The sequence below is a fragment of the Acinetobacter sp. 778_lipA genome (assembly GCF_058242985.1).
Map to the genome: position 1 here is coordinate 4,091,992 of NZ_JBZAYT010000001.1, position 22,063 is coordinate 4,114,054.

The 22,063-nt window shown below is 39.1% G+C and carries 21 protein-coding genes, 2 tRNA genes and 2 pseudogenes; 10 read left to right on the forward strand and 15 right to left on the reverse strand.

The features are described 5' to 3' along the window. Positions 1-50: 50 nt before the first annotated feature. Positions 51-1,696: pseudogene (locus AC4CUY_RS19380) on the reverse strand (GMC family oxidoreductase). 213 nt (positions 1,697-1,909) lie between these two features. Between AC4CUY_RS19380 and AC4CUY_RS19385 the strand changes: the two are divergent. Continuing rightward, positions 1,910-2,329 carry a GNAT family acetyltransferase gene (locus AC4CUY_RS19385; protein ID WP_419306222.1) on the forward strand — a complete coding sequence of 140 codons (420 nt, stop codon included), beginning with the start codon at positions 1,910-1,912 and terminating at the stop codon, positions 2,327-2,329. A gap of 45 nt (positions 2,330-2,374) precedes the next feature. On the opposite strand, the gene AC4CUY_RS19390 is transcribed toward AC4CUY_RS19385, so the two are convergent. The 5 genes and pseudogenes from AC4CUY_RS19390 to AC4CUY_RS19410 all read right to left on the reverse strand — a co-directional run bounded on the left by AC4CUY_RS19390 (position 2,375) and on the right by AC4CUY_RS19410 (position 5,660). Further along, the gene (locus AC4CUY_RS19390; protein WP_490774596.1) at positions 2,375-3,646 is read right to left on the reverse strand and encodes an OmpP1/FadL family transporter; all 1,272 of its coding nucleotides are present in this window, start codon (positions 3,644-3,646) and stop codon (positions 2,375-2,377) included. Positions 3,647-3,731: 85 nt separating this feature from the next. After that, positions 3,732-4,493, reverse strand: a pseudogene (locus AC4CUY_RS19395) (class I SAM-dependent methyltransferase). A gap of 202 nt (positions 4,494-4,695) precedes the next feature. Next, a tRNA-Phe gene (locus AC4CUY_RS19400) sits at positions 4,696-4,771 on the reverse strand. 133 nt (positions 4,772-4,904) lie between these two features. Further along, positions 4,905-4,980: transfer RNA gene (locus AC4CUY_RS19405), tRNA-Phe, on the reverse strand. Between the two features lie 302 nt (positions 4,981-5,282). Continuing rightward, on the reverse strand, positions 5,283-5,660 hold the full coding sequence (locus AC4CUY_RS19410; RefSeq protein ID WP_004816597.1) for a GNAT family N-acetyltransferase: 378 nt from the start codon (positions 5,658-5,660) through the stop codon (positions 5,283-5,285). Between the two features lie 102 nt (positions 5,661-5,762). On the opposite strand from AC4CUY_RS19410, the gene hisB reads away from it, so the two are divergent. The 3 genes from hisB to AC4CUY_RS19425 all read left to right on the forward strand — a co-directional run bounded on the left by hisB (position 5,763) and on the right by AC4CUY_RS19425 (position 7,703). Then, the gene (gene hisB, locus AC4CUY_RS19415; RefSeq protein ID WP_004725347.1) at positions 5,763-6,356 is read left to right on the forward strand and encodes an imidazoleglycerol-phosphate dehydratase HisB; all 594 of its coding nucleotides are present in this window, start codon (positions 5,763-5,765) and stop codon (positions 6,354-6,356) included. Continuing rightward, complete coding sequence (hisH, locus tag AC4CUY_RS19420; protein ID WP_105713816.1) at positions 6,356-6,973, forward strand: imidazole glycerol phosphate synthase subunit HisH; 618 nt, start codon at positions 6,356-6,358, stop codon at positions 6,971-6,973. The genes hisB and hisH overlap by 1 nt, the downstream gene beginning before the upstream one ends. Before the next feature lie 193 nt (positions 6,974-7,166). Continuing rightward, on the forward strand, positions 7,167-7,703 hold the full coding sequence (locus AC4CUY_RS19425; RefSeq protein ID WP_262087234.1) for a DUF805 domain-containing protein: 537 nt from the start codon (positions 7,167-7,169) through the stop codon (positions 7,701-7,703). A 41-nt stretch (positions 7,704-7,744) separates the two neighbouring features. Here AC4CUY_RS19425 and AC4CUY_RS19430 read toward each other — a convergent pair whose 3' ends face one another. Beyond that, positions 7,745-8,146 carry a transcriptional regulator gene (locus AC4CUY_RS19430; RefSeq protein ID WP_004725342.1) on the reverse strand — a complete coding sequence of 134 codons (402 nt, stop codon included), beginning with the start codon at positions 8,144-8,146 and terminating at the stop codon, positions 7,745-7,747. A 124-nt stretch (positions 8,147-8,270) separates the two neighbouring features. Here AC4CUY_RS19430 and AC4CUY_RS19435 point away from each other — a divergent pair, with 124 nt between their 5' ends. Together AC4CUY_RS19435 and hisA are read left to right on the forward strand one after the other, a co-directional pair. After that, positions 8,271-8,933: a 3'-5' exonuclease gene (locus AC4CUY_RS19435; RefSeq protein WP_419306219.1), complete on the forward strand. Its 663-nt coding sequence runs from the start codon at positions 8,271-8,273 to the stop codon at positions 8,931-8,933. Positions 8,934-9,010: 77 nt separating this feature from the next. Further along, positions 9,011-9,742, forward strand: a complete 732-nt coding sequence (hisA, locus tag AC4CUY_RS19440) for a 1-(5-phosphoribosyl)-5-[(5-phosphoribosylamino)methylideneamino]imidazole-4-carboxamide isomerase (RefSeq protein ID WP_004725338.1) — start codon at positions 9,011-9,013, stop codon at positions 9,740-9,742. A 91-nt stretch (positions 9,743-9,833) separates the two neighbouring features. On the opposite strand, the gene AC4CUY_RS19445 is transcribed toward hisA, so the two are convergent. Further along, positions 9,834-10,127 (reverse strand): antibiotic biosynthesis monooxygenase family protein, encoded by a 294-nt coding sequence (locus AC4CUY_RS19445; RefSeq protein ID WP_004725336.1) that lies wholly within the window; start codon positions 10,125-10,127, stop codon positions 9,834-9,836. Between the two features lie 152 nt (positions 10,128-10,279). Between AC4CUY_RS19445 and AC4CUY_RS19450 the strand changes: the two genes are divergently transcribed. After that, the gene (locus tag AC4CUY_RS19450; RefSeq protein ID WP_419306217.1) at positions 10,280-11,215 is read left to right on the forward strand and encodes a DMT family transporter; all 936 of its coding nucleotides are present in this window, start codon (positions 10,280-10,282) and stop codon (positions 11,213-11,215) included. Between the two features lie 83 nt (positions 11,216-11,298). Here the strand turns inward: AC4CUY_RS19450 and AC4CUY_RS19455 are convergent, their stop codons facing one another. Genes AC4CUY_RS19455 through AC4CUY_RS19465 form a run of 3 tightly spaced genes read right to left on the reverse strand, consistent with a single transcriptional unit; the run spans position 11,299 to position 13,334 of the window. Continuing rightward, positions 11,299-11,691: a DUF4870 family protein gene (locus AC4CUY_RS19455; protein ID WP_490774597.1), complete on the reverse strand. Its 393-nt coding sequence runs from the start codon at positions 11,689-11,691 to the stop codon at positions 11,299-11,301. Positions 11,692-11,723: 32 nt separating this feature from the next. Next, positions 11,724-12,362 (reverse strand): DUF1294 domain-containing protein, encoded by a 639-nt coding sequence (locus AC4CUY_RS19460; protein WP_034612616.1) that lies wholly within the window; start codon positions 12,360-12,362, stop codon positions 11,724-11,726. Between the two features lie 21 nt (positions 12,363-12,383). Next, positions 12,384-13,334 (reverse strand): homoserine kinase, encoded by a 951-nt coding sequence (locus AC4CUY_RS19465; RefSeq protein WP_166781715.1) that lies wholly within the window; start codon positions 13,332-13,334, stop codon positions 12,384-12,386. Between the two features lie 113 nt (positions 13,335-13,447). On the opposite strand from AC4CUY_RS19465, the gene hisF reads away from it, so the two are divergent. After that, on the forward strand, positions 13,448-14,206 hold the full coding sequence (hisF, locus tag AC4CUY_RS19470) for an imidazole glycerol phosphate synthase subunit HisF (RefSeq protein ID WP_004725324.1): 759 nt from the start codon (positions 13,448-13,450) through the stop codon (positions 14,204-14,206). 571 nt (positions 14,207-14,777) lie between these two features. Continuing rightward, positions 14,778-15,092: a tetratricopeptide repeat protein gene (locus AC4CUY_RS19475; RefSeq protein WP_419306216.1), complete on the forward strand. Its 315-nt coding sequence runs from the start codon at positions 14,778-14,780 to the stop codon at positions 15,090-15,092. A gap of 43 nt (positions 15,093-15,135) precedes the next feature. Here the strand turns inward: AC4CUY_RS19475 and ettA are convergent, their stop codons facing one another. The 3 genes from ettA to AC4CUY_RS19490 all read right to left on the reverse strand — a co-directional run bounded on the left by ettA (position 15,136) and on the right by AC4CUY_RS19490 (position 19,494). Further along, on the reverse strand, positions 15,136-16,797 hold the full coding sequence (gene ettA, locus AC4CUY_RS19480) for an energy-dependent translational throttle protein EttA (protein ID WP_004816581.1): 1,662 nt from the start codon (positions 16,795-16,797) through the stop codon (positions 15,136-15,138). Positions 16,798-16,977: 180 nt separating this feature from the next. After that, complete coding sequence (locus tag AC4CUY_RS19485) at positions 16,978-17,850, reverse strand: hypothetical protein (RefSeq protein ID WP_419306215.1); 873 nt, start codon at positions 17,848-17,850, stop codon at positions 16,978-16,980. A gap of 69 nt (positions 17,851-17,919) precedes the next feature. Then, positions 17,920-19,494: an esterase-like activity of phytase family protein gene (locus AC4CUY_RS19490; RefSeq protein ID WP_335954845.1), complete on the reverse strand. Its 1,575-nt coding sequence runs from the start codon at positions 19,492-19,494 to the stop codon at positions 17,920-17,922. Between the two features lie 241 nt (positions 19,495-19,735). Between AC4CUY_RS19490 and AC4CUY_RS19495 the strand changes: the two genes are divergently transcribed. Then, on the forward strand, positions 19,736-21,013 hold the full coding sequence (locus tag AC4CUY_RS19495; RefSeq protein WP_004725315.1) for an O-acetylhomoserine aminocarboxypropyltransferase/cysteine synthase family protein: 1,278 nt from the start codon (positions 19,736-19,738) through the stop codon (positions 21,011-21,013). A 74-nt stretch (positions 21,014-21,087) separates the two neighbouring features. Here the strand turns inward: AC4CUY_RS19495 and phoU are convergent, their stop codons facing one another. Continuing rightward, complete coding sequence (gene phoU / locus AC4CUY_RS19500; RefSeq protein WP_004725313.1) at positions 21,088-21,810, reverse strand: phosphate signaling complex protein PhoU; 723 nt, start codon at positions 21,808-21,810, stop codon at positions 21,088-21,090. Positions 21,811-22,063 lie beyond the last annotated feature (253 nt).

Consider the following 22,063-nt stretch of genomic DNA (forward strand, 5'->3'; position numbering starts at 1 on the left):
GCTTATTTGGGTTTGAATGCCCACCCACTGATTTTTAAATATCTAAAGACTCAGATTGCAACACGCACTTTATCTTTCTTTTCAATAAACGCCACACCAGCTTGGTCCTGATTAATCATCTCAACCGCTTTCTCTGCAATCATAATTGCAGGGGCATTGGTATTGCCATTCACCACTTTTGGCATGATTGACGCATCGACCACACGCAGGTTTTGAATACCATAAACCCGTAACCGTGGATCAACCACAGCCATATCGTCTACCCCCATTTTACAACTTCCCACAGGGTGATAAACGGTATCTGAGCGATCTCTTAAAACTTGGCGAATGTCCTCATCTGTTTTTACCGTGGCTGTAAATAAATCTTCTTTAATCATGCTTTTAAAAGCATCAGATTGCATTAATTTCTGAGTGAGTTTAAAGCCTTTTACCATTTCTTCTAAATCAGATTCTTCACCATAAAAATTCGGATCAATCAATAAAGGATCATCGATACTTGGCCCACTTATCTTAATCGATCCCCGACTGACTGGATTTAAAAGGCAGACATGACAGGAAATACCATGCCCTGTGTGCATCGTTCGTGCATGGTTATCCACCAGTGCAATCACAAAATGTAATTGTAAATTTGGTAGACTTTGCTCATTTGAACTTTTAATAAAACCGCCACACTCAGCAAAATTCGTAGTCATCAAACCACGGCGTTCTTTACGATAACGCCTAATTTGTTTAAATAGATCAATTGAACCTGGAATAGATAAGCCAAAGGTGCCTTGAATTTCACTGACTTTATAACCAAAAATAAAATCAGGATGATCATGAAAATTTTTCCCTACACCATGTAAATGTTGTTTCACCTCAATGCCATGTTGCGCAAGTTCTTGTTGGTCGCCAACACCTGACAGCATCAGAATCTGTGGCGACTGCATCGCTCCCGCACTCAATAACACTTCTCGACGTGCAAAGATTTGTTTCAGATGACCACCTTGCTTGTATTCCACCCCAACAGCCACGCCATTTTCAATCAAGATTCGCTGAGTCTGTGCATGGATTTCAACCGTTAAATTTTTACGATCTCGGTGAGGAAATAAATAAGCCCGTGCGGAACTACAACGCTCCCCATTGATATGGGTCACTTGATAAACGCCTAAACCTTCCTGCTCTTCTCCATTGAAGTCATCCAGAATTCGATAACCCTGCTCTTTGGCGGCTGCGATATATTTTTGCTGTAAGGGATTATCACTGCGTAAATCAATAACTGAAAGTGGTCCAGCATTGCCATGATATTGATTTTTAATTCTTTGGTTATTTTCAGACTTAATAAAATAAGGCAAGACCTCATCATATGACCAACCAGTATTGCCTAAGGCTGCCCAATCATCATAATCTTGTCGATGTCCACGGATATACACCATGGCATTAATTGCCGACGAACCACCTAAGCATTTTCCACGAGGCTGATAACCTTTACGACCATTTAAGCCCTTTTGCGGTACAGTTTCAAAGGCCCAGTTATTGATCTTGGTTGGAATGCTAATCACTGCTGCACAAGGAACTTCTACTTTCCAACCCTCACCTGCCCCCCTGCTTCAAGTAGACAAACAGAAACTTGCGGGTTTTCTGATAAACGCCCAGCCAACACACAGCCTGAGCTTCCACCACCGATAATAATATAATCAAATTCCTGTTTATTCACGTGAAGTTCCTTTTTTGTTTTAAATTATGCCTCCATTATTATGCACACTTTCAATCAATAAAAAATCACTATTCTCAGCCTATAACGTTTTTATAAGTTAACAAACTCAACAAAAAGTATTTACGTATTGTCTAAAAAATAAACTTATCAACTGAGACTTTTTATATTAATCTGCTGTAAAGATTGTTTTAAAAAACAAGAGATAAAAATTCTATGTTTATTATCAGACAGTTTCAGGAAACCGATTTAGATGAAGTCATCGCACTGTGGGAAGTCTGCGATTTAACCCGTCCTTGGAACAACCCAGAAATTGACATCTTCCGTAAAGTCGCACAAAAAGACGGATTGTTTCTATTGGCGGTCAAAGATGAACAATTGATCGCCACGGTTATGGGGGGCTATGATGGACATCGGGGTTGGGTCAATTATCTTGCTGTACATCCTCATGATCAGCGTAATGGTGTTGCAACTGCACTGATACAACAACTTGAAAAGCGTTTAATTGCATTAGGTTGCCCCAAACTGCAACTGTTAATCCGTAAGGATAATATTGATGTACAAAGCTTTTATGAGCAACTCGGCTATGAAGAAATTGAAGTGGTGTGTTTGGGTAAACGTCTTATTCCAGATTAAAATTCTCTCGAATCCAACTGATCTCAAAGCAATTGACAGAAAAACTTAGAATTTATAGCCATATGACAGCCCTAAAATGTCCTGACTCATTTTGAGTTTCGCTTCACCACCACCAAACGCAGGGGAAATTTTGCCTTTTACTTCATCTTCTAAGGCATGTGTATAGGCAATACTGATTTCTTGATGTTGATCGAAATTCCAAGTTGCACCCACGCTGAGGTGGTCTTGAATTACCCCAGGAGCAAGAATATTTAAAAACACTTCACTGTCTGGAATCGGTTGATCATTATGACTATAACCGGCTCTTAGTGTGAGCTTTGGATGGGCTTGATAAGACACACCCAGTTTATAGATATTGATATCATTCCAGCCAAATCCTGGCCCTTGTAATGTACCAAACGCATGACCTTGTTGTAATTGTGCAAGATCAAAAGGATTTCCTACCGATTTCACATCCGAATAGTTAATTCGTTGTATATCCGCAGCCACTGTTAATTGAGGTGTGATGTTGACAGCTGCACCCACACCATAACTTTCAGGAACATCAAAGTCACCGCGTTCAGCAAATAATCCACGATATCGATCAAAGCGATCTGCATTAATTTTTGAAGAATAATTTGCGCCTAAGGTTAAGCGTTGATCAAAGAATTTTCCAGCCCAACCAATACGTGCACCAATGCCAGTCGCAGAACCCTTACCACGATTGCTTAAATTTGAAGCATCGGCTGAAAATCCGCTAAACCCAGCAATTCCCCGTGCTTCAAAACGTTGATAGAGAATATTGGTTGCAATGCCGATAGATTGATTTTCTGCATATTTCCAAGCAACTGCTGGAGTAATGAAAACCTGGGTTAAATCCACTCCTGCTGTTCCACTGTTGCCAAATGCTGCAAATGGATTATTTTTATACCCCGTATTCATTCCTCCATTCCCATATATTGCTAAACCTAAAGCAACTTGGTCATTGATTTGATGGTTGAATACAAGCTCTGGGAGTACAAAGTATTTGCGTCCATTGCCATCATATCGACCATTGGCGTTGGGATAAGCTTGTGGCATTTGATTCGCGGTAATCTCAGCTGAACGATCAGGTGAAAACACTGTTGCACCCACATCTATACGATCACCAATCCAGCTTAAACCTGCTGGGTTATTGGCAATCGTTAATGCATCTTGAAATTGAGCGATTGAAGTCCCTGCATTGCCTTGGGCTTTTACCCCATAGCCATGCATAAAATAGCCTGTCGTTGCAAAAGCGGTAGAACTGAATGCCGATAGCCATACAGCAATGGATAATATTTTAACTGGAGCTTTCATGACTTATCTTACTTTTAAATAATATATAAGTAAGTATATTGTTAGCTATATCTGTTGTAATCGAAGATAAAATGCGATCCTTATTTTATTTGTGCATAAAGCATTTTTTCTTTGATTTTTTAATTTTACCCACTCTTAAAAAAACTGGGAATGTGATGGTTAGATCTGCAAGCTCGCTGGTTAATGCTTCAGCTAGATCAAGTAATGGATGATCCTGATTTCTTTCGCAATAGTGTTTAATTGCAGACCAAGTAGATAAATACTTTAACAGTTGTGCAGAGGACTACTGATACTGCATCTTAAACTCAGCAACGTTTATTTCATCAAAAGGAAAGGGAATGGTTTTATATTCTTCATCGATATAACGGCGCTCCGCATCCCAATAACCATCTAGTTTTTCAGCATATAAGTTTTGAATCATGGTATTGATGGCTGCATTTTCGACATGAATTAAGCCATAACCGATCACAGCAAGAATACCTTGTGGTTTTAATGTGCGTTCAACTTCTTTATAAAAGCCATCAAAATCAAACCAATGAATGGCCTGAGCAACAGAAATCAAATCAAAACTTTGTGCTGTAAATGAAGTCTGTTCAGCAGATTGTACTTGATAGCTCACATTGTCAAAATAAGGCGCAAGGTTTAATTGTTTTTCGCTCATATCTGTTGCAACAACATGATCGAAATAAGGGCTAAGCAATTGAGTAAATTGACCTGAACCCGCACCACAATCCCAAGCAAAACCGCGCTCTGGAACATGATTTAAAATTTCCTGAACCACTTCTTGCGGATAACTCGGTCGAGCTTGCTGATAAAGCTGGCTGCCTGATGAAAATAAATCTTTCATTGTTCTTATAACAATCTATTTCACTTACCAAAGGTTTATCTTACGATATTTATAGTCCATGGCAAGATATTTTGTAAGACAATGGGTTCAATTTACGCATTCAAAATGACATGCTGTTTTTAATGATGAGCATCTATTTTTAATTGATGATAAAAAGCAGGCAATAAAAAAACCCCAAACAATGTTTGAGGTTTTTCAAATATGGTGGCGAGACCCAGGATCGAACTGGGGACACACGGATTTTCAATCCGTTGCTCTACCTACTGAGCTATCACGCCGATGCGGTGTATTAAGCCGTATCTCAGTTCAATAGTCAATAAAAATCATGACTTTTTTATTCAACCGAATATTTTTTACCCAAAAAAAATCCCTGATGGGATCAGGGATTGAAATCTCAAAGATTTTTAAATATGGTGGCGAGACCCAGGATCGAACTGGGGACACACGGATTTTCAATCCGTTGCTCTACCTACTGAGCTATCACGCCGATGGGGCGTATTAAACAATTTAATGGTTTAGTCGTCAAGCATTGAAATCACTAAAATCATTCAATAGTTTATTTTTACAACAAAAACCGCCTATTTATTCTAAATAAGGCTGTTTTTTATGCGTTTTTCAGCTTTAGAGGGCAAATTTTGGCACGCTTAATTTAATTTTTCCCCCAAAGTGTTTTGGTCGTGACTGCAATATGCTGCTGAGATCTGCTCAAACTTATAGTTCTGAAAAAATAGTCAAATAAAAAAGCAACCTGATCAGGTTGCTTAAATTGGTCAAAGATCCAAGATAATCTTAGATTTTACCTAAGTGAGCTAAACAACGATGGATTGCTCCACAGCCCGGCTCAAAGTTTTTAATGCCCTTTTCTTCCTCGATACGACAAACTTCTTCGACCAAACGTTCTGCAACGCCGCGTCCGCGGTTAGCAGGATGCACCACAATATTTTCCAAAGTCCGACTTTCACCTTGTCCCGTACACCATAACGCACCAATAATCTTTGTATTAAATTCTGCGACATAAAGTAAGGTATAATGAGCCAAGTTTTGCTCAAGTTGTTCTATGGCATCATGACCATCCCCAAACTCGGGACTGGTGTCATATAATCGCTCAAGCTGATCGCGAACTTCTTCATTTTCTAGTGAAGTTTTAGCATGTACGGTAATAGGCATTGATTAACCCTCCTGAGCAATCTAATATGCTGTCACTTTCGTCACAGCGAAATATCTTTACATCAAACTTTTAATTTTTGACGTTTTTTGAGGAACGTGTCTATGGCGCAACGTATCAGTGAAGTGGTAAGAAACACCAACGAAACTAAAATTCGAGTTCGTGTGAATCTTGATGGTACTGGTCAAGGCACGCTCAATACAGGTGTTCCCTTTTTAGACCATATGGTTGATCAAATCAAGCGTCATGGTTTATTTGACATCGATATTCATTGTGATGGCGACTTAGAAATCGATGATCACCATACTGTAGAAGACTGTGGAATCACACTAGGCCAAGCATTTGCGCAAGCACTCGGTGATAAAAAAGGCTTAAAACGTTATGGTCATTTCTATGCACCACTTGATGAAGCTTTAAGCCGTGTCGTGGTTGATTTATCAGGTCGTCCAGGTTTATGGATGGATATCCCATTTACACGTGCCCGTATCGGCAGTTTTGATGTGGATTTATTTTCCGAGTTTTTTCAAGGCTTTGTAAATCACGCTTTAATGACTTTGCACATTGACAATTTAAAAGGCAAAAATAGCCATCACCAAATTGAAAGTGTTTTTAAAGCATTTGCACGTGCGCTTCGTATGGCCTGTGAAGTTGATCCGCGTGCAGAAAATACTGTTGCATCGACGAAAGGAACCTTGTAATGACCCGTATTGCCCTTCTTGACTATGGCATGGGAAATCTTCATTCAGCAGCCAAAGCACTCGAACATGTTGGCGCAACTGTAGATGTCACAAATGATCCAAAATTAATCGCTCAGGCAGATAAAATCGTATTTCCGGGTGTAGGTGCAATGCGTGATTGTATGCAGGGGATGCATGAAGCAGGTATTGATGAGGTTGTGCGCCATGCTGCGTTTAATAAACCGGTACTTGCCATTTGTGTTGGCATGCAAGCTTTGCTTGAATCGTCAGAAGAAAATGCAGGCACTCAAGCGCTGGGTATTTTTGAAGGTGTGGTAAAACATTTTCCAGATATGGACGGCTTAAAAGTCCCTCATATGGGCTGGAACCAAGTCCATCAGGCAGATCCAAATCATCCGATGTGGAAAGATATTGATCAAGATAGCCGTTTTTACTTTGTACATAGCTATTATGTCGAACCCAAAGCCCCGTCTCTTGTTGCTGCAACATGTGATTATGGTTTGCAGTTCTGTACGGCTATTCATAAAGAAAATTTATTTGCGACACAGTTCCATCCTGAAAAGAGCCATACAGCAGGTTTACAGTTACTGAAAAACTTTGTGGAATGGAAAATCTGATTTATTCAGGTCAATTTCATCCCGATTTATATCTCTAAAAATCAAGCCAATTGCGATTGGCTTGATTTTTTTATTCTATTTTGACTTTATTTTTTATCGTCTGTTTATTATGATTCAACCAAATTGAATAAAAATCCAACAATTGATTTTAAAAATTGATTTAAAAACCTTAATTCATTCTAGGAACATAACAATGTCTTCTAATTTTCAAACCCATGATTCAGCTTTAAGTGCCAGTGGCCGTTTTGGTCGATTATCCTATTTGGGCTGGAATATGCTGTTGGGTCTATCTATGTTTGTACTGGGTATTATCGCTGCACTATTCATCCCAGCTTTAAGTAACTCACCTTCAAATACGCTCATCTTTATTCTCGGCACAGTTGCGATTATTATTTATATCGCAGTGATCTACTTTAGCTTTATTTTTACAATTCGTCGCTTACATGACAAAAACCAAAGTGGCTGGTTATCTCTTCTTATGCTTTTACCTTTGGTGAATTTATTCTTTTTTGTTTATTTAAGCTGTGCAAAAGGAGATGCTGGGACAAATAACTATGGCGCACCTCGAATTACTCGTGGTTGGGAAAAAGTATTGGCTTGGATTTATATTGTGATCTTCCCGATTAGTATTCTAATTCTTGCAGTTACAGCAATCCCAGCATATCAAAGTTACCTTGACCAAGCGCAACAGTTTCAGCAATATCAACAACAAATCAATCAATCTGAATAAATCAGCCGAAATAACCACCCTATTTTTATAAGGTGGTTATTTTACTCTTTGGTGACAAAACCACCTTCTAATGGCTCTACACTGATCTTGATATCTGCCTTTAAATTTAAAGCTGCATAACGGTCTTTAATTTCGTTAATCAATTGTTCCATGGTCACATGGCTTAAATCCAATTCAGACTCAGCATACGCTTTGGTCACCAGATCTGCTTTATCTTGCTGTTTAGATTCCATATTCCAGCGTTCAGTCATCCCAACTAAACGCGCCAATTCAATTAAGCTTTGCGCACTCGACGGTGTTGAGTTTTGCAACCATTTGGTCATGGTTCCTTTTGAAGTTTCCAGTACGTTAACAATATCACTGGCTTTTATATTTTTATCCTGAATTAATTGCTTTAAACGCTTGGCGCCTTCTATAAAAAGATCATCATCTTTTTCAACCATACAATTTATTCCTGTGTTTTTGACCCACAAAACTATCATCTTTTATTCAAAGTTTGTTATAACACAATATGGTTAATATTTTTAATGCTTAAACTGGTCGACTAAAATTTGTGAGCTTAAATTTGTGAATATTCAAACTCAGCAACTTCCTAGTAAAGAACAAATTCAGAGCTTTCCCCGTTTTCAAAATTTGCCTTTGAGTAACATCGTTGTGGTCAATAGCTTACAACAATGCCAAGCAATTGAAGCAGAATTAAAAACGGCGCACATTTTTGGTTTCGATACTGAGTCCAAACCTACCTTTAATAAAGGTGAAATACAAACTGGTCCACATCTTATTCAACTGGCGACATTTGAAAAAGCCTATTTATTTCAAGTTTCAGCAGATATTTTGGCTTTTCTAGCGCCCTTTTTTGAAAATCCTGATCAGATTAAAGTCGGTTTTGGCTTAAAAAATGATGCACATTTATTTCGTAAAAAAGGCATGCAACTCAACAGTGTCATCGAACTTTCAAAATGCTTTTCGAGTTTTGGCTTCAATAATCCTTTAGGGATTAAAAATGCCATGGCAATGCTATTTCAAGTCAATTTCCCTAAAAGTAAATCTATTAGCACCTCAAATTGGGCACGTAAAATTCTCACAACACCACAAATTGAATATGCAGCAGCCGATGCCTATGCTGCACTTTTAATTTTCGAAGCCTTACTAGATTTAGACTTAATACCTGACACGATTGCACATACTCAGCTTAAATTGAGCATTCGCGCCAATAAAAGCCTAAACTGACACTTAGAAATTGATCAAGTTTTTGCTAAGATGAAGATCAATAAATTCTTCATTGAGATTAAGCAAGGAGCGAAAGCATGCTGATCATCCCGGCAATTGACCTGAAAGATGGTAAATGTGTTCGTTTAAAACAAGGTCGTATGGAAGACGATACCGTATTTTCTGATGATCCTGTTGCAACAGCACAGCATTGGGTAAATGAAGGCGCTCGTCGTTTGCATTTGGTTGATTTGAATGGGGCTTTTGCTGGAACACCAATTCATAAACCTGTCGTTGAAGCAATTGCAAAAGCACAGCCTGAACTGCCAATCCAGATTGGCGGTGGTATTCGCTCTTTGGAAACAATCGAACATTATTTAGATGCGGGCGTTTCTTTTGTCATCATCGGGACCAAAGCAGTTCAAAATCCTGAATTTGTTGAAGAAGCCTGTAAGAAGTTTGCGGGACACATTATTGTCGGTATTGATGCGATCAATGGTATGGTTGCAACTGATGGCTGGGCAAATGTCACTGATGTAAAAGCCACTGATCTTGCAAAACGTTTTGCAGATGCCGGTGTATCGAGTATTGTTTATACCGATATCGCACGTGACGGTATGATGCAGGGTGTCAATGTTGAACAGACAGTAAATCTCGCACAATACTCAGGTCTTCCAGTGATCGCCTCAGGCGGTGTAACTAATCTGGATGATGTGCGTAATTTAAAAGGTAAACCGGGTATTTTAGGTGCGATCACAGGTCGTGCAATTTACGAAGGCACATTAAACCTACGTGAAGCGCAGCTGTTATTGGATGAACAAGGCTTTTAATTTCCCAGCCTAGATCTGATTAAAAAAAGAGAACTTAGATGTTCTCTTTTTTATGCGTTAAAAAGTGGTCTTTAAATCAACATATCGATATTTAAACCAATGTATTTTCAAAATGTTGCATTTCAATTTTACTTGCTAAAAAGGGCTTCATTGCCGTAAACCACTGTTTAAATTCATCTGTTTTCATAAAAACATCTGTATGGGTTTTAAGATCAATCCAGTGAATTTGTAGAATATATTTTTGGTTGTCTTCTATACCACGGATCAATTTAAATTTTTCACAACCTTGTGCATTCCGGAAGGTGTCTGATAATTCATAAAATTTCTTTTCAAAAGCCATTTGTTGACCATCAACAATATGAAATAAAGCCTGTTCGATCACCATGATTTATTTCTCTTTATCAAAATTTTGATTCAATATGCTAGCACGACTGCATGACAATTGAATGATTTAACTACCCGATTACTCAGCTTAACATCTGCACAATACTGTGCTTTCGCGTAAAATAGCCCTGCTCTTCTACATTACTTTATTTTATGTCTTCCTCTCCCCTCGCTTTATTTTTAAAGTCCAGAACGCCTCAAATTGCACTGATCCTGATGACCATGATTTGGGGTGGTACATTTGTCATTGTACATTATGCCCTAAACTATAGTTCCCCTATTTTTTTTGTCGGTTGTCGTTTTGCTGCAGCGACCCTTGCTGTTGGATTACTGTCTTATAAATATCTAAAAGGTATCAATTTAAAAGAACTCATCGCTGGTGCACTGATTGGCGGCATGATTGCCGCAGGGTATGGCTCGCAAACTGTCGGTATGCAAACCATCAGCAGCAGTGAGTCTGCATTTTTAACAGCATTATATGTGCCCCTTGTGCCGATTCTTATCTGGATGATTTTTCGCAAAAGACCACATATCATGACTTGGCTTGGTGTTTTACTGGCGTTTATCGGTTTAATTTTTTTGACAGGAAATGGTTTTCATCACATTGATTTAAATACGGGGCAAATCATTACATTAGTTGGCTCGTTTGCAATTGCTATGGAGATTATTCTCATCGGGCACTTTGCAGGGAAGGTCAATATTCAGCGTGTAACGGTGATTCAGCTTGCTTTTGCTTCATTGATTTCATTTGCCAGTATGCCTTTTGTCGGTGAGCTGCATATTCCAACCTTTTCGTGGCAATTGGTGATGCTTGCTGTTGGACTGGGCTTAACCAGTGCTTTATTACAATTGACGATGAATTGGGCACAACGTTCTGTCGATCCTTCTCAAGCTGCCGTGATTTATGCAGGTGAACCAGTTTGGGCAGCTTTATTTGGGAGAATTGCAGGTGAACGCTTGCCATTGCTGGCACTTTTTGGCGGTTTACTTGTGGTATTGGGAGTGATCATCAGTGAATGGAGACCCAAATTTTTATACACACGACAGCTTAAAGAAAATTCAGTTGAGATAGAAAAACAGCGTTCTTAATTAGAACGCTGTTTTCACTAAAATTAAGGTTTGATCAAGCTGTATTGCTTGGGAACAAGATCCATCAAGCATTATTGATTCAATTATATCGGTAAGGCTTGATCATCATTCATCGCAATAATGCCTCGAATGGCCCGATAGACAATCCATATCCAAGAAATAAATAAAGTGGCAGCACAAAAAATCGTAGCACCCACGGCTACACCAGCAAAGGCGTTGACATTATCCATGGTGAAAAATAGAAAAATAAACGGAATAAATGCAATTACCGTCCAGACTAAATACCACCAAAAAGTGCGAATTTGCCATCTAAAATGACTTTCGAAAATCGTACCACGGACCGAATTCAATTTTACATAATTGATAATCAATGCAATGATTGCAAGAATTCCCGCAGAAAAAATTGCAACAATATAAAGAATATATAAAATTAAAGTCAGAGATTTACTATTATTTGGATCAACATAATTATTCATTGTAAGCCCTTTTAAATTTGCTAACGCCCGTTTTAAATCTTAAACATATTCAAAGGCGAAATTAACCATAAAATCAATAAAATATTAAAGAATATGGTACACAAATAAATCTTTTTAAAGGGTTGTTTTTGTGTTTTATGTCGTAAGCGTTGCTGCGCTAACCAAGCGGCAGGCCAACCGCCTAAAAAAGCTAAAATATGCAGGGTATTTTCAGGAACACGACGCTGATTGCTCTGCGCAGCTTCTTTATCTTGTGCATAAAACCAATAGGTCATCACATTGATAATACTGACAAAAAGAATAAACATGCCATTGAGCAAACCGCTTATGCTCAAGATTGCCAAAGCAATAATATAAACAGCGCACAAAATTTGCATCGGCTGTAATTTAGCCTGCTTTGCTGCATGCAACTGCTTGGCTTTAGCCGCTTGCTGGCTTGTCACTTTCGCCATTTGTGTGGCTTTTAAATATGTGACTTGTTTTGCTTTATAACGCCCTTGGCCGTCTAATTGCACCACATATTCAAGGGCACAGCCCACGATTGGGCGTGGCCCTTTTTGTGCAAAATCTTTGATGTGTAAAAATACGCGATCTTTTACACCATCATTTGGTTGAATAAAGCCATAGCCTTTATCATCGAACCATTCAACTAAACGACCTTGATCACGCATTTTATTTCCCACAAAAAGCTATTAAGCAGTCACGAACTTTAATCTTTCAATCAACATATTACGCATTTCTTGCGGATTTTTCTGCAAAATATCGTCACCTGTGCGTGCTTCAGCGGCATTCATCTGAGCGATTTGTAAACGCATCATCCAAAAGCGACCTGCGGCCATAGCCAAATATAACTCTAAACAAGCTCTTTCATCTTCAGTCAGGGGACGAATCGAGGTATATGCATTTAAGAAAGCCGTTGCTTTGGCTTCATTCAAGCGAACACTTGGATATTCTGTACAAAAGTCATTTAAGGTAATCGCAATATCAAAAAGTAATTCATCTTGATTCATTTCATAAAAATCAAGAATGCCTTTTAACTCATCGCCTTCAAACAAAGTATTGTCACGGAACAAATCCGAATGAATAAAACCTTTAGGTCGATTTGGATACATCATGGTCAGTGCTTCATATAAACCTAAAAGGTTATTCAGCAAAGCGCTATCCGCCACATCCAAAGTCGGTTTGATTTGTTGAGCAACGTTGTACCAATAGGTATGATCACGCGCCACTTGGCGCTGCAATGGAAAATCTTGTAACGCCACATGCATTTTGGCCTGTGCTACAGCAATTTGCTCAACTTGAGCGATTGTAGAAGGCATCGGATGTTTACCTGACATCCGTGGCGCAATTTGTGCGGGTTTATCTTTTAAACTATGAATCGACTGACCGTTGTGTTTTAACGGGACAGGAACTGCCAAACCTTGTTGACCCAAGTGTTCTAAGACAGGAATTAATTCCCCTGCTGCTTGTGCATCCATATTTTCAAATAATGTTAATACAAACTGTGTTCCATCAGCACAAATGATAAAATAGTTGGTATTTTGCACACCGCCTTGAATTGGTTTAAGTTCAACCACCTCTAATCCATAAGGTGCTGCAAAGTGTTGAACTTCTTTTAAACTCAAAGTGGTATAAACCGACATAGAAAACCTGCGAAAAAACTTACATAAGTTTGATAGAATAACCGCTTCGACTATCGAGGTGTAGCACCTAAGTCACGAACTTTCATAATCGCCTGTTATTTTTGGAAAAAATTATGCTCGCTAAACGTATTATTCCTTGCCTGGACGTAGATAATGGTCGTGTGGTGAAAGGTGTCCAGTTTCTGGATATCCGTGATGCAGGAGATCCTGTAGAAGTTGCCCGTCGTTATAATGAGCAAGGTGCAGATGAAATCACCTTTTTAGACATTACCGCAACATCAAATGGCCGTGATACCACTTACCGTACTGTTGAACGTATGGCTGAAAGTGTGTTTGTTCCACTTACAGTTGGTGGTGGTGTTCGTAAAGTTGAAGATATTCGTTTGTTATTAAATGCAGGCGCAGATAAAGTCAGCATCAACTCTGCTGCGGTATTTAATCCTGAGTTCGTTCAAGAAGCGTCTCAGCGCTTTGGTGCACAATGTATTGTTGTAGCAATCGATGCGAAAAGAACGGGTGAAAATAAATGGGAAATTTTCACCCACGGCGGCCGCAAACCAACAGGCATAGATGCAATTGAATGGGCGGTCAAAATGGCAGAATTCGGTGCAGGTGAATTATTGGTTACCTCTATGGATGCGGATGGGACGAAAGCGGGTTATGACATTGGTTTAATGCGTCAAATCAATGATCGTGTCACCATTCCGACCATTGCATCAGGCGGTGTGGGTAATTTACAACATTTAGCAGATGGTATTTTAAAAGGTGGTGCCGATGCTGTATTGGCAGCCTCGATATTCCATTTTGGTCAATACTCTATTCCTGAAGCGAAACAATACCTTGCTGAACAAGGGATTGAAATGCGCCTCTAATTGATTGTGAGCGCACATATATAGAAGAATGTTATTTTGGCATTCTTTTATATATGCAATTGATTTAGTCTGATTCAAATAGCAAAAATTAAAATACCGAGAATTAAAACACCAAGATAAAACTGATAAACAATCCATATGATTTTAAATAGCTCCTCATAGCTCATTTTATACAAAGTACCAAGCCTTAAACTCATTAGGCCTAGTTCATCAATCAAAAAACGATCATTTAGAGTGAATCATATTGGTATTGAAAGTCCCTTCTCCTTTTGGGAGAAGGCTAGGATGAGGGGGCTTTTTATTGATTTATAGTTTTAAAAAAATTTCAAAGAAGCCTACTGCCATCAAAAATTGAATAAATGATTAATCTCGAACCACTTTAGCAATACTTTTATATGAAAAAAAATCATGGTTATTGGGATTACTTATTCTGGTTATTTCCTTTAATCTTATAGTGAAAATTTCATAAAAATAAGTGCGAGTCATTATGGATTTAATAAAAATAATACGGAAACTCAAGCAAATCATCCGCTATAAATACCATTATTCCAGTTCCTATCATGCATTTAAAATGTCTGAATCAATGCATACTTACCACCGCGCAACCAGTTATGAACATCTGGCACTCAACCAGTGTGACCCTCTTGATTTAGATCAGCGATTAAATGAAAAAATCCAAAAATACCAACGCAACGCGATTTGGTATTTTTTACATTCAGCACTTAAAGGATATAGCACAGCACAATATAAATTGGGCATGATTTACCTACAAGGCCAGCTCGGCCTATCGCCAGATAAAAAGAATGCATACAAATGGTTGTTGCTTGCTGCAAATCAAGGTCATCTCGAAGCACAACACCAACTTTATCGGCTTTATTTACAATAAAAAACCAGCTCGAAAGCTGGGTTTTTATCTATAAAATTAGTGATTAACCACCAATTTTTTTGTATTTGGTACGTTTTTGCACAGCAGCATCACCCAAACGCGCTAAACGATATGCTTCATATTCAGCATAGTTACCTTCGTAGAATTCTGGCTGTTCATTTTCAAATGACAAGATATGTGTAGCAATACGGTCAAGGAACCAACGGTCATGCGATACCACCATGACAGTACCAGGGAATACAAGAATTGCATCCTCTAGCGCACGTAAAGTTTCAATATCCAAGTCGTTTGATGGCTCATCCAGTAAGATTACGTTGGCGCCCATCTGAAGGATCTTCGCAAGTTGTAAACGGTTACGTTCACCACCTGACAATTCACCAACACGTTTTTGCTGATCTTGACCCTTAAAGTTAAAGCGACCGATATAGGCACGAGATGCAATCTCGTATTCGCCAATTCTTAAGATATCTAAACCGCCAGAAACTTCTTCCCAAACTGTTTTATTGTTATCTAAAGTGTCACGAATCTGACCAACATAAGCAACTTTTACAGACTCACCTAATACAACTGTACCGGTATCAGGTTGCTGTTCGCCTGTCATCATACGGAATAAAGTGGTTTTACCTGCACCGTTTGGACCAACGATACCAACAATCGCAGTTGGTGGCACTGTGAACGATAAGTTTTCATAAAGTAGACGGCCATCAAACGATTTGCTGATGCCTTCAACTTCTACAACCTTATTCCCTAGGCGTGGACCAGGTGGAATATAGATTTCAGAGGTTTCATTACGTTGTTGGAACTCACGTGAGTTAAGCTCTTCAAAGCGCTCCATACGTGCTTTGTTTTTCTTTTGCTGACCTTTAGCATTTGAACGAACCCATTCCAATTCTTTTTTCAATGCTTTAGCAAAAGATTCTTCTTGTTTATTTTCCTGCTCTAAACGTGCATTCTTTTGTTCCAACCAAGAAGAATAGTTACCTTGATAAGGAATACCATGTCCACGGTCAAGCTCAAGAATCCACTCTGCAACGTTATCCAAGAAATAACGGTCATGGGTAATCGCAACGATTGTACCAGCAAAGTCTTTTAAGAAACGCTCTAACCAAGATACAGATTCTGCATCCAAATGGTTGGTTGGTTCGTCAAGCAATAACATGTCTGGTTTAGACAATAACAAACGACACAATGCTACACGACGACGTTCACCACCTGAAAGTAAGCTTACGTCAGAATCCCATGCTGGAAGATTCAATGCTGCTGCAGCTTGATCCATTTGGTTGCTAAGGTTGTGTGCATCCCAAGCATGAATAATTGCTTCTAATTTCTCTTGCTCTTTTGCAAGTGCATCAAAGTCAGCATCTTCAGCTGCATATTCAGCAAAAACTTCATCTAAACGTGCCAATGCATCTAATGGTTCACGTAAACCATCTTCAACGTTTCCACGTACATCTTTATTTGGATCTAATGGTGGTTCTTGCTCTAGATAACCGATTTTAATACCTGGTTGCGCACGAGCTTCACCTGAGAAATCTTTATCTACGCCAGCCATAATACGGAGTAGGGTAGATTTACCTGCACCGTTTAAACCAAGTACACCAATTTTTGCACCTGGGAAAAATGATAAAGAGATGTCTTTTAGGATTTCGCGCTTAGGCGGAACCATCTTCGACACACGGTTCATCGTGTAAATATATTGGGCCACGTAGGACTCCTCTATAATGAATAGAAATTCGCAAAATGCGAATAAATAAATACCGTCAATTATACGCTGAATTTATCTATTTTTGTTCAGATTTGTCCAATTGATTGAGATATTTTAAAAGCATCAAGAAAACATTTTTCAACACCAATACACGCAATCAAATCGCGATCTCAAACATGATCACGAACAAAAATTCGGCTGATACTGATATACAAATTGCGTCTTGGTTTGAGTTGAACTTGGTGCATTGTAGTTTGACAATGTTTTCAAAGCAGAAAAACTAATGGCAGCACGTTGTACAACCTTATTGGTGTAATTTGCATTTGGGTCTTGGTACTTAAACGAGACTTCAACTACAGCAGGTTTTAATCCTGCATAAGGTGCTTGGGTATACCATAAACTCATATCTACCTCTGCATCAAACTCGCCTAAATCAATGCTGACCCCACGATAACTTCGTTCATAAAGGGTGAGTCCACCTACAGGTGATAACAGCTGATTATCACTGATGGCAAAGGTTTCTTTAAATTTTGGAAAATGCGTATGGATGTCTAAAAACTTATTGATTGTCCGTGTATTTGCCACTGTGGTGGATTTACTGGACCCCGCCAAAAACCCTTGTGTTGCTGTTTGCGTGATATCATCTTCAAGCTTAGTTTTGGCTCCTGCAGTCGAGCTACTCAAATCGGCAAAATCAGACAGATAATGATCATAGCTTCTAAATTTAAGCGTCACTTCAGATGCTCCGTTTTCAGTCCGTTCTCGAAAGCTATAGCCCATATTATTGAGTAGGCAGCTGCTGGGTGAATCATAAAAACGTATTTGGCGTTGTTTGTCTAAGCGCATCGTTCCTGAAACTGTACGGTTAATTTGCTGGGCAATAACCGTTTTGGCTTGTTGCATATAGCTATTTACGTTGGCGGACTCATTGGCATAGCTAAATTTGTCTGGCTGTAACAACAACTTATATTCACGTGATGTCACTTGCGGTACAGCCCAAGCAGTTGCAGTCATTAAACTCGTTAGGACGGTGAGAATGGCTATTTTTTTCATTGAGGAACCTATTATTTTTAAATGATGCTGATAGAAAAAGCCGCCTCTTGGGCGGCTGTTGTTATGCAATTATTGGCCTTTTAAATTCAATTTATCCATGATGTACAAGGTATTGATATCAATACGTGTACGCGCCGCATCCAGATACTTTGGCTCCATACCTTTGGCATTATTCCAAAGCCCCATATCGTCATCATTTAAAATCCCAAGTGTCGTACTATTGATCAACCACAGACCTTCCATTTTATCATGTGGATATTTAACCGCTTTCCCCATATCCAGTACCAATGTTTTAGGTGCTGGAAAAATATTAAATGCTTTTAAACCGTCCCAGCCTTTATCCAATTGGTATTCTTCTAAGGTCTTGCCCGCAATGGTTAAACCGAGCTTTTCGTCTTGTTTGACATCATTTTGTGTTTGAATATCTTCTAAATTGGTGGCTTTGCTTAAATCAATACGATAGACATTTTTCATCACATTTGGCGTATCTTTATAAAACAATCCATCACGTTCTAAAACCAGAAATTGTGTTGCACTGAGGGCAATAATGGCAGAGTTTGAATTTTCAGCTATCTCCTGCTGATATAAATATTGTGCGACTTTGCCCGTTTCAAGATTAATCGTCACAATACGCGTCAATGTTGATTTATTGACATTTTTATTCGGCAAACTCATGGTCGATTGCATAATTCCAACCAAAGTTTTTTGGTCTGGGCTAATGGTTAAACCTTCCATCCCTCGATTGGCACGGCGATAGCTAAACTCATTCGGCAAAGTCCAATTGTTGCGCTTATCAGCCTTAAATGGGTTGATACGCCCTATTTCTTTACCATTGGCATCATAATGCACAATATGTGGTCCATATTCATCGCTGACCCAGAACGTACCATCGTTAAGTGCAGTGATCCCTTCACTATCCAAGCCATAATCATCCAGTCTAATTGGATTATTGACCACATCGTAAGGCTTGGTTGGATCTACAGTAATCACTTTCCCATTAACATCATACGGTGTTTCCCCTGTGCCGCCTAAAGCAGAAGTATTGGGTAATCCCGTGATGTCTTTTCCATCGCGATCTTTTAAATTGATGGTTTTAATTAATTTCACAGTGCCATTGTCTTGAACTTCAAATAAACCAATTTTCGGCACATAGTCTGGAATGGCGAAAACCTTACCAGCACCATATAATTTATCAGTAAAGTCTGCATTTGGCCCCCGATCGGTCAATGCATAGAATTGCTTTTTATTGCTTGGATGTGCAGCAACATCAGAACCAAAACCACCCTGACGAATATCAAATGTGCTATCAATGGTCGTACCATTCGCAGGGTAACGTCCCAGTACGTTAAATGGTAATGCTACACCTTGCGCAAACAAATTGGGCTTACAACTGTTTTCTGTTTTAGTGATTTCACTGGCTTCAAGTTTGCCATTGCCATTGCGATCTAAACCGCTCTGAATACGTGTTCCCCCCATTACACAGGCTTCATCACCAAATGCCAATGTTATATTTTGGGTTAAGGTCTTCTGTGTTGTTGAATCTTGATCATCATCAGAACATGCGGTCAAACCCAGTAAACTACAGAGGACTAAAGTTAAAGTGCTTTTATGGCGGGTCAGTTTATTTATTGCTGCTTTTTTCATTGTGTTTTTAATAACTGAATTTATAGAATTTGTTATGCTAATTTCAGCAAATGACACCACAATGACAGCTCACAAACTCAGCGATATTCGGTCTGTTTTTCCTCGTCGAAACTCAATTTATCTCGGGCTGCATTGTTGGCTTTATCTGTTTTTATGATTTTAAAATATATAAACCCTTGTTTACTTCATATATTTATTTGTTACACTCTATTGAAATTTAATAAAAAGTTGACGGAAGAACATGACATATAAAGACGAAACTCTAGCCATACATGCAGGCTATGAACCTGAAGCAACCACTAAAGCAGTAGCCGTTCCAATTTATCAGACTACCTCTTATGCCTTTGATAATACCCAACATGGTGCGGATTTATTTGACCTCAAAGTTCAGGGTAATATTTATACACGGATCATGAACCCAACGACCGCTGTGCTTGAGCAACGTCTGAGTGCGCTTGAAGGCGGTATTGGTGCTTTAGCATTGGCTTCGGGTATGTCTGCGATCACCTATTCTATCCAGACCATTGCAGAAGCGGGTGACAATATTGCATCGGTTTCAACACTTTATGGTGGAACATATAATTTATTTGCCCACACTTTGCCCAAACAAGGCATTGAAGTACGTTTCTTTGATTACCAAGATCCTGAAGCATTGCGCGGCTTGATTGATGAAAAAACCAAATTGGTTTTCGTTGAGTCGATTGGCAATCCGCTGGGTAATATTATTGACCTAGATGCCATTGCTAAAATCGCACATGAATATGGTGTACCCGTGATTGTGGATAATACTGTTGCAACACCTGCCCTACTGAAACCTTTTGAACATGGTGCAGATATCGTGGTGCATTCATTGACCAAGTATATTGGCGGTCATGGTAATTCGATTGGTGGCGCGATTGTCGATAGCGGTAAATTCCCTTGGGGCAAATATCCCGAGCGCTTCAAAGTCTTAAATACCCCAGATCCAAGTTATCATGGGGTGAACTATGTAGAAGCTTTAGGTGCTGCGGCATATATCGCCCGCGCACGTGTTGTTCCATTAAGAAATACAGGCGCAGCGATCAGCCCGCTCAGCGTATTCTTAATTTTACAAGGCTTAGAAACACTGAATTTGCGTATGGAACGCCATACTGAAAATGCACAAAAAGTTGCTGAATATTTACAGGCACACCCAAAAGTAAAATGGGTCAACTATGCTGGCTTAAAAGATCATCCACAACATGCTTTGGCACAAAAGTACGTCAAAGGTAAACCGTCTGCAATTCTGTCTTTTGGTGTTGAAGATGGTCGTGAAGGTGGCACCCGTTTTATCGATGCATTACAGCTGTTTACTCGCCTAGTGAATATTGGTGATGCAAAAAGTTTAGCCTGTCACCCAGCAACTACCACGCATCGTCAACTGAATGAAACAGAGCTAAAAGCAGCAGGCGTGAGTATTGATATGGTACGTTTATCTGTGGGGATTGAACATATTGATGACTTGATTGCAGACTTAGAACAAGCACTTGCTCAAGTGTAATTTTCTTTTTGTGATCTTAAATTTTTCAAATAAAAAGACCTGAATCATTCAGGTCTTTTTACTTATAAATTCAATTATTTACCTTGAACTTTTTGTTCAATCTCTTCAACACTGGTATGTCGCGCATCAAAACCTTTTGCCATATAAATGACTTGTTCTGAGATATTACGGGCATGGTCACCAATTCGCTCTAGTGAACGCAATACCCACATCACATTGATGACACGACTAATATGACGTGGATCTTCAATCATATAGGTCATCAGTGTGCGCGTCGCAGATTGATATTCACGGTCAATATCTGCATCGGCCAACAAAACTTTTAATGCCTGTTCTGCATCCACACGCGCAAAAGCATCTAAAGCATCATGAATCATGACACGCACTTGATTGCCAATGTGCCGTGTTTCCATATAGCCACGCGGAGACTCGCCCTCTTCACATAAAGTCTGTGCAATACGGGCAATTTTTGCAGCTTCATCACCAATACGTTCTAAATCGGTATTGGCTTTACTCATGGCAATCACCATACGTAAGTCGATTGCAGCTGGATGACGACGCGCCAAAATCAAAGTCAGTGCTTCATCAATTTCTCGTTCATAACGATTAACTGTATTGTCTTGGAATTGAACATCAATCGCCATATTGGCATTGGTATCCAATAACGCATGCACTGCATTTGCGACTTGTTGTTCTACCAAACCGCCCATGGTCATAAATTTGGTATTCACATCCTGTAAGTCCTCATTAAATTGAGAAGATATATGATGGTTTAATACAGGATTACTTGGGCTCAAGGTCAGATGCTCCACACGCAACAAAAACTATTTTTATGGGTTAATATTAAAGCATATTCATTATGAATGTTTTATGACAAGTATTTTTCTTTCAAATGAATTTCTCAATATCGCTCATTTCACTTTTGATCAAAGCAATTTAGAGTAAAGATACTACTACAATTTGCTGAATTTACATATGTAACTTTGCTGTGAGCATCCATTTATCGCAAATCCACGATGCTGTACTCAGGTTAATTTTTGCAGTTCTTAA

Coding starts and splice junctions, on each gene's coding strand:
- AC4CUY_RS19385 (WP_419306222.1), top strand. CDS start 1,910: ATGTTTATTATCAGACAGTTTCAGGAAACCGATTTAGATGAAGTCATC.
- AC4CUY_RS19390 (WP_490774596.1), bottom strand. CDS start 3,646: ATGAAAGCTCCAGTTAAAATATTATCCATTGCTGTATGGCTATCGGCA.
- AC4CUY_RS19410 (WP_004816597.1), bottom strand. CDS start 5,660: ATGCCTATTACCGTACATGCTAAAACTTCACTAGAAAATGAAGAAGTT.
- hisB (WP_004725347.1), top strand. CDS start 5,763: ATGGCGCAACGTATCAGTGAAGTGGTAAGAAACACCAACGAAACTAAA.
- hisH (WP_105713816.1), top strand. CDS start 6,356: ATGACCCGTATTGCCCTTCTTGACTATGGCATGGGAAATCTTCATTCA.
- AC4CUY_RS19425 (WP_262087234.1), top strand. CDS start 7,167: ATGTCTTCTAATTTTCAAACCCATGATTCAGCTTTAAGTGCCAGTGGC.
- AC4CUY_RS19430 (WP_004725342.1), bottom strand. CDS start 8,146: ATGGTTGAAAAAGATGATGATCTTTTTATAGAAGGCGCCAAGCGTTTA.
- hisA (WP_004725338.1), top strand. CDS start 9,011: ATGCTGATCATCCCGGCAATTGACCTGAAAGATGGTAAATGTGTTCGT.
- AC4CUY_RS19445 (WP_004725336.1), bottom strand. CDS start 10,127: ATGGTGATCGAACAGGCTTTATTTCATATTGTTGATGGTCAACAAATG.
- AC4CUY_RS19450 (WP_419306217.1), top strand. CDS start 10,280: ATGTCTTCCTCTCCCCTCGCTTTATTTTTAAAGTCCAGAACGCCTCAA.
- AC4CUY_RS19455 (WP_490774597.1), bottom strand. CDS start 11,691: ATGAATAATTATGTTGATCCAAATAATAGTAAATCTCTGACTTTAATT.
- AC4CUY_RS19460 (WP_034612616.1), bottom strand. CDS start 12,362: ATGCGTGATCAAGGTCGTTTAGTTGAATGGTTCGATGATAAAGGCTAT.
- AC4CUY_RS19465 (WP_166781715.1), bottom strand. CDS start 13,334: ATGTCGGTTTATACCACTTTGAGTTTAAAAGAAGTTCAACACTTTGCA.
- hisF (WP_004725324.1), top strand. CDS start 13,448: ATGCTCGCTAAACGTATTATTCCTTGCCTGGACGTAGATAATGGTCGT.
- AC4CUY_RS19475 (WP_419306216.1), top strand. CDS start 14,778: ATGTCTGAATCAATGCATACTTACCACCGCGCAACCAGTTATGAACAT.
- AC4CUY_RS19485 (WP_419306215.1), bottom strand. CDS start 17,850: ATGAAAAAAATAGCCATTCTCACCGTCCTAACGAGTTTAATGACTGCA.
- AC4CUY_RS19490 (WP_335954845.1), bottom strand. CDS start 19,494: ATGAAAAAAGCAGCAATAAATAAACTGACCCGCCATAAAAGCACTTTA.
- AC4CUY_RS19495 (WP_004725315.1), top strand. CDS start 19,736: ATGACATATAAAGACGAAACTCTAGCCATACATGCAGGCTATGAACCT.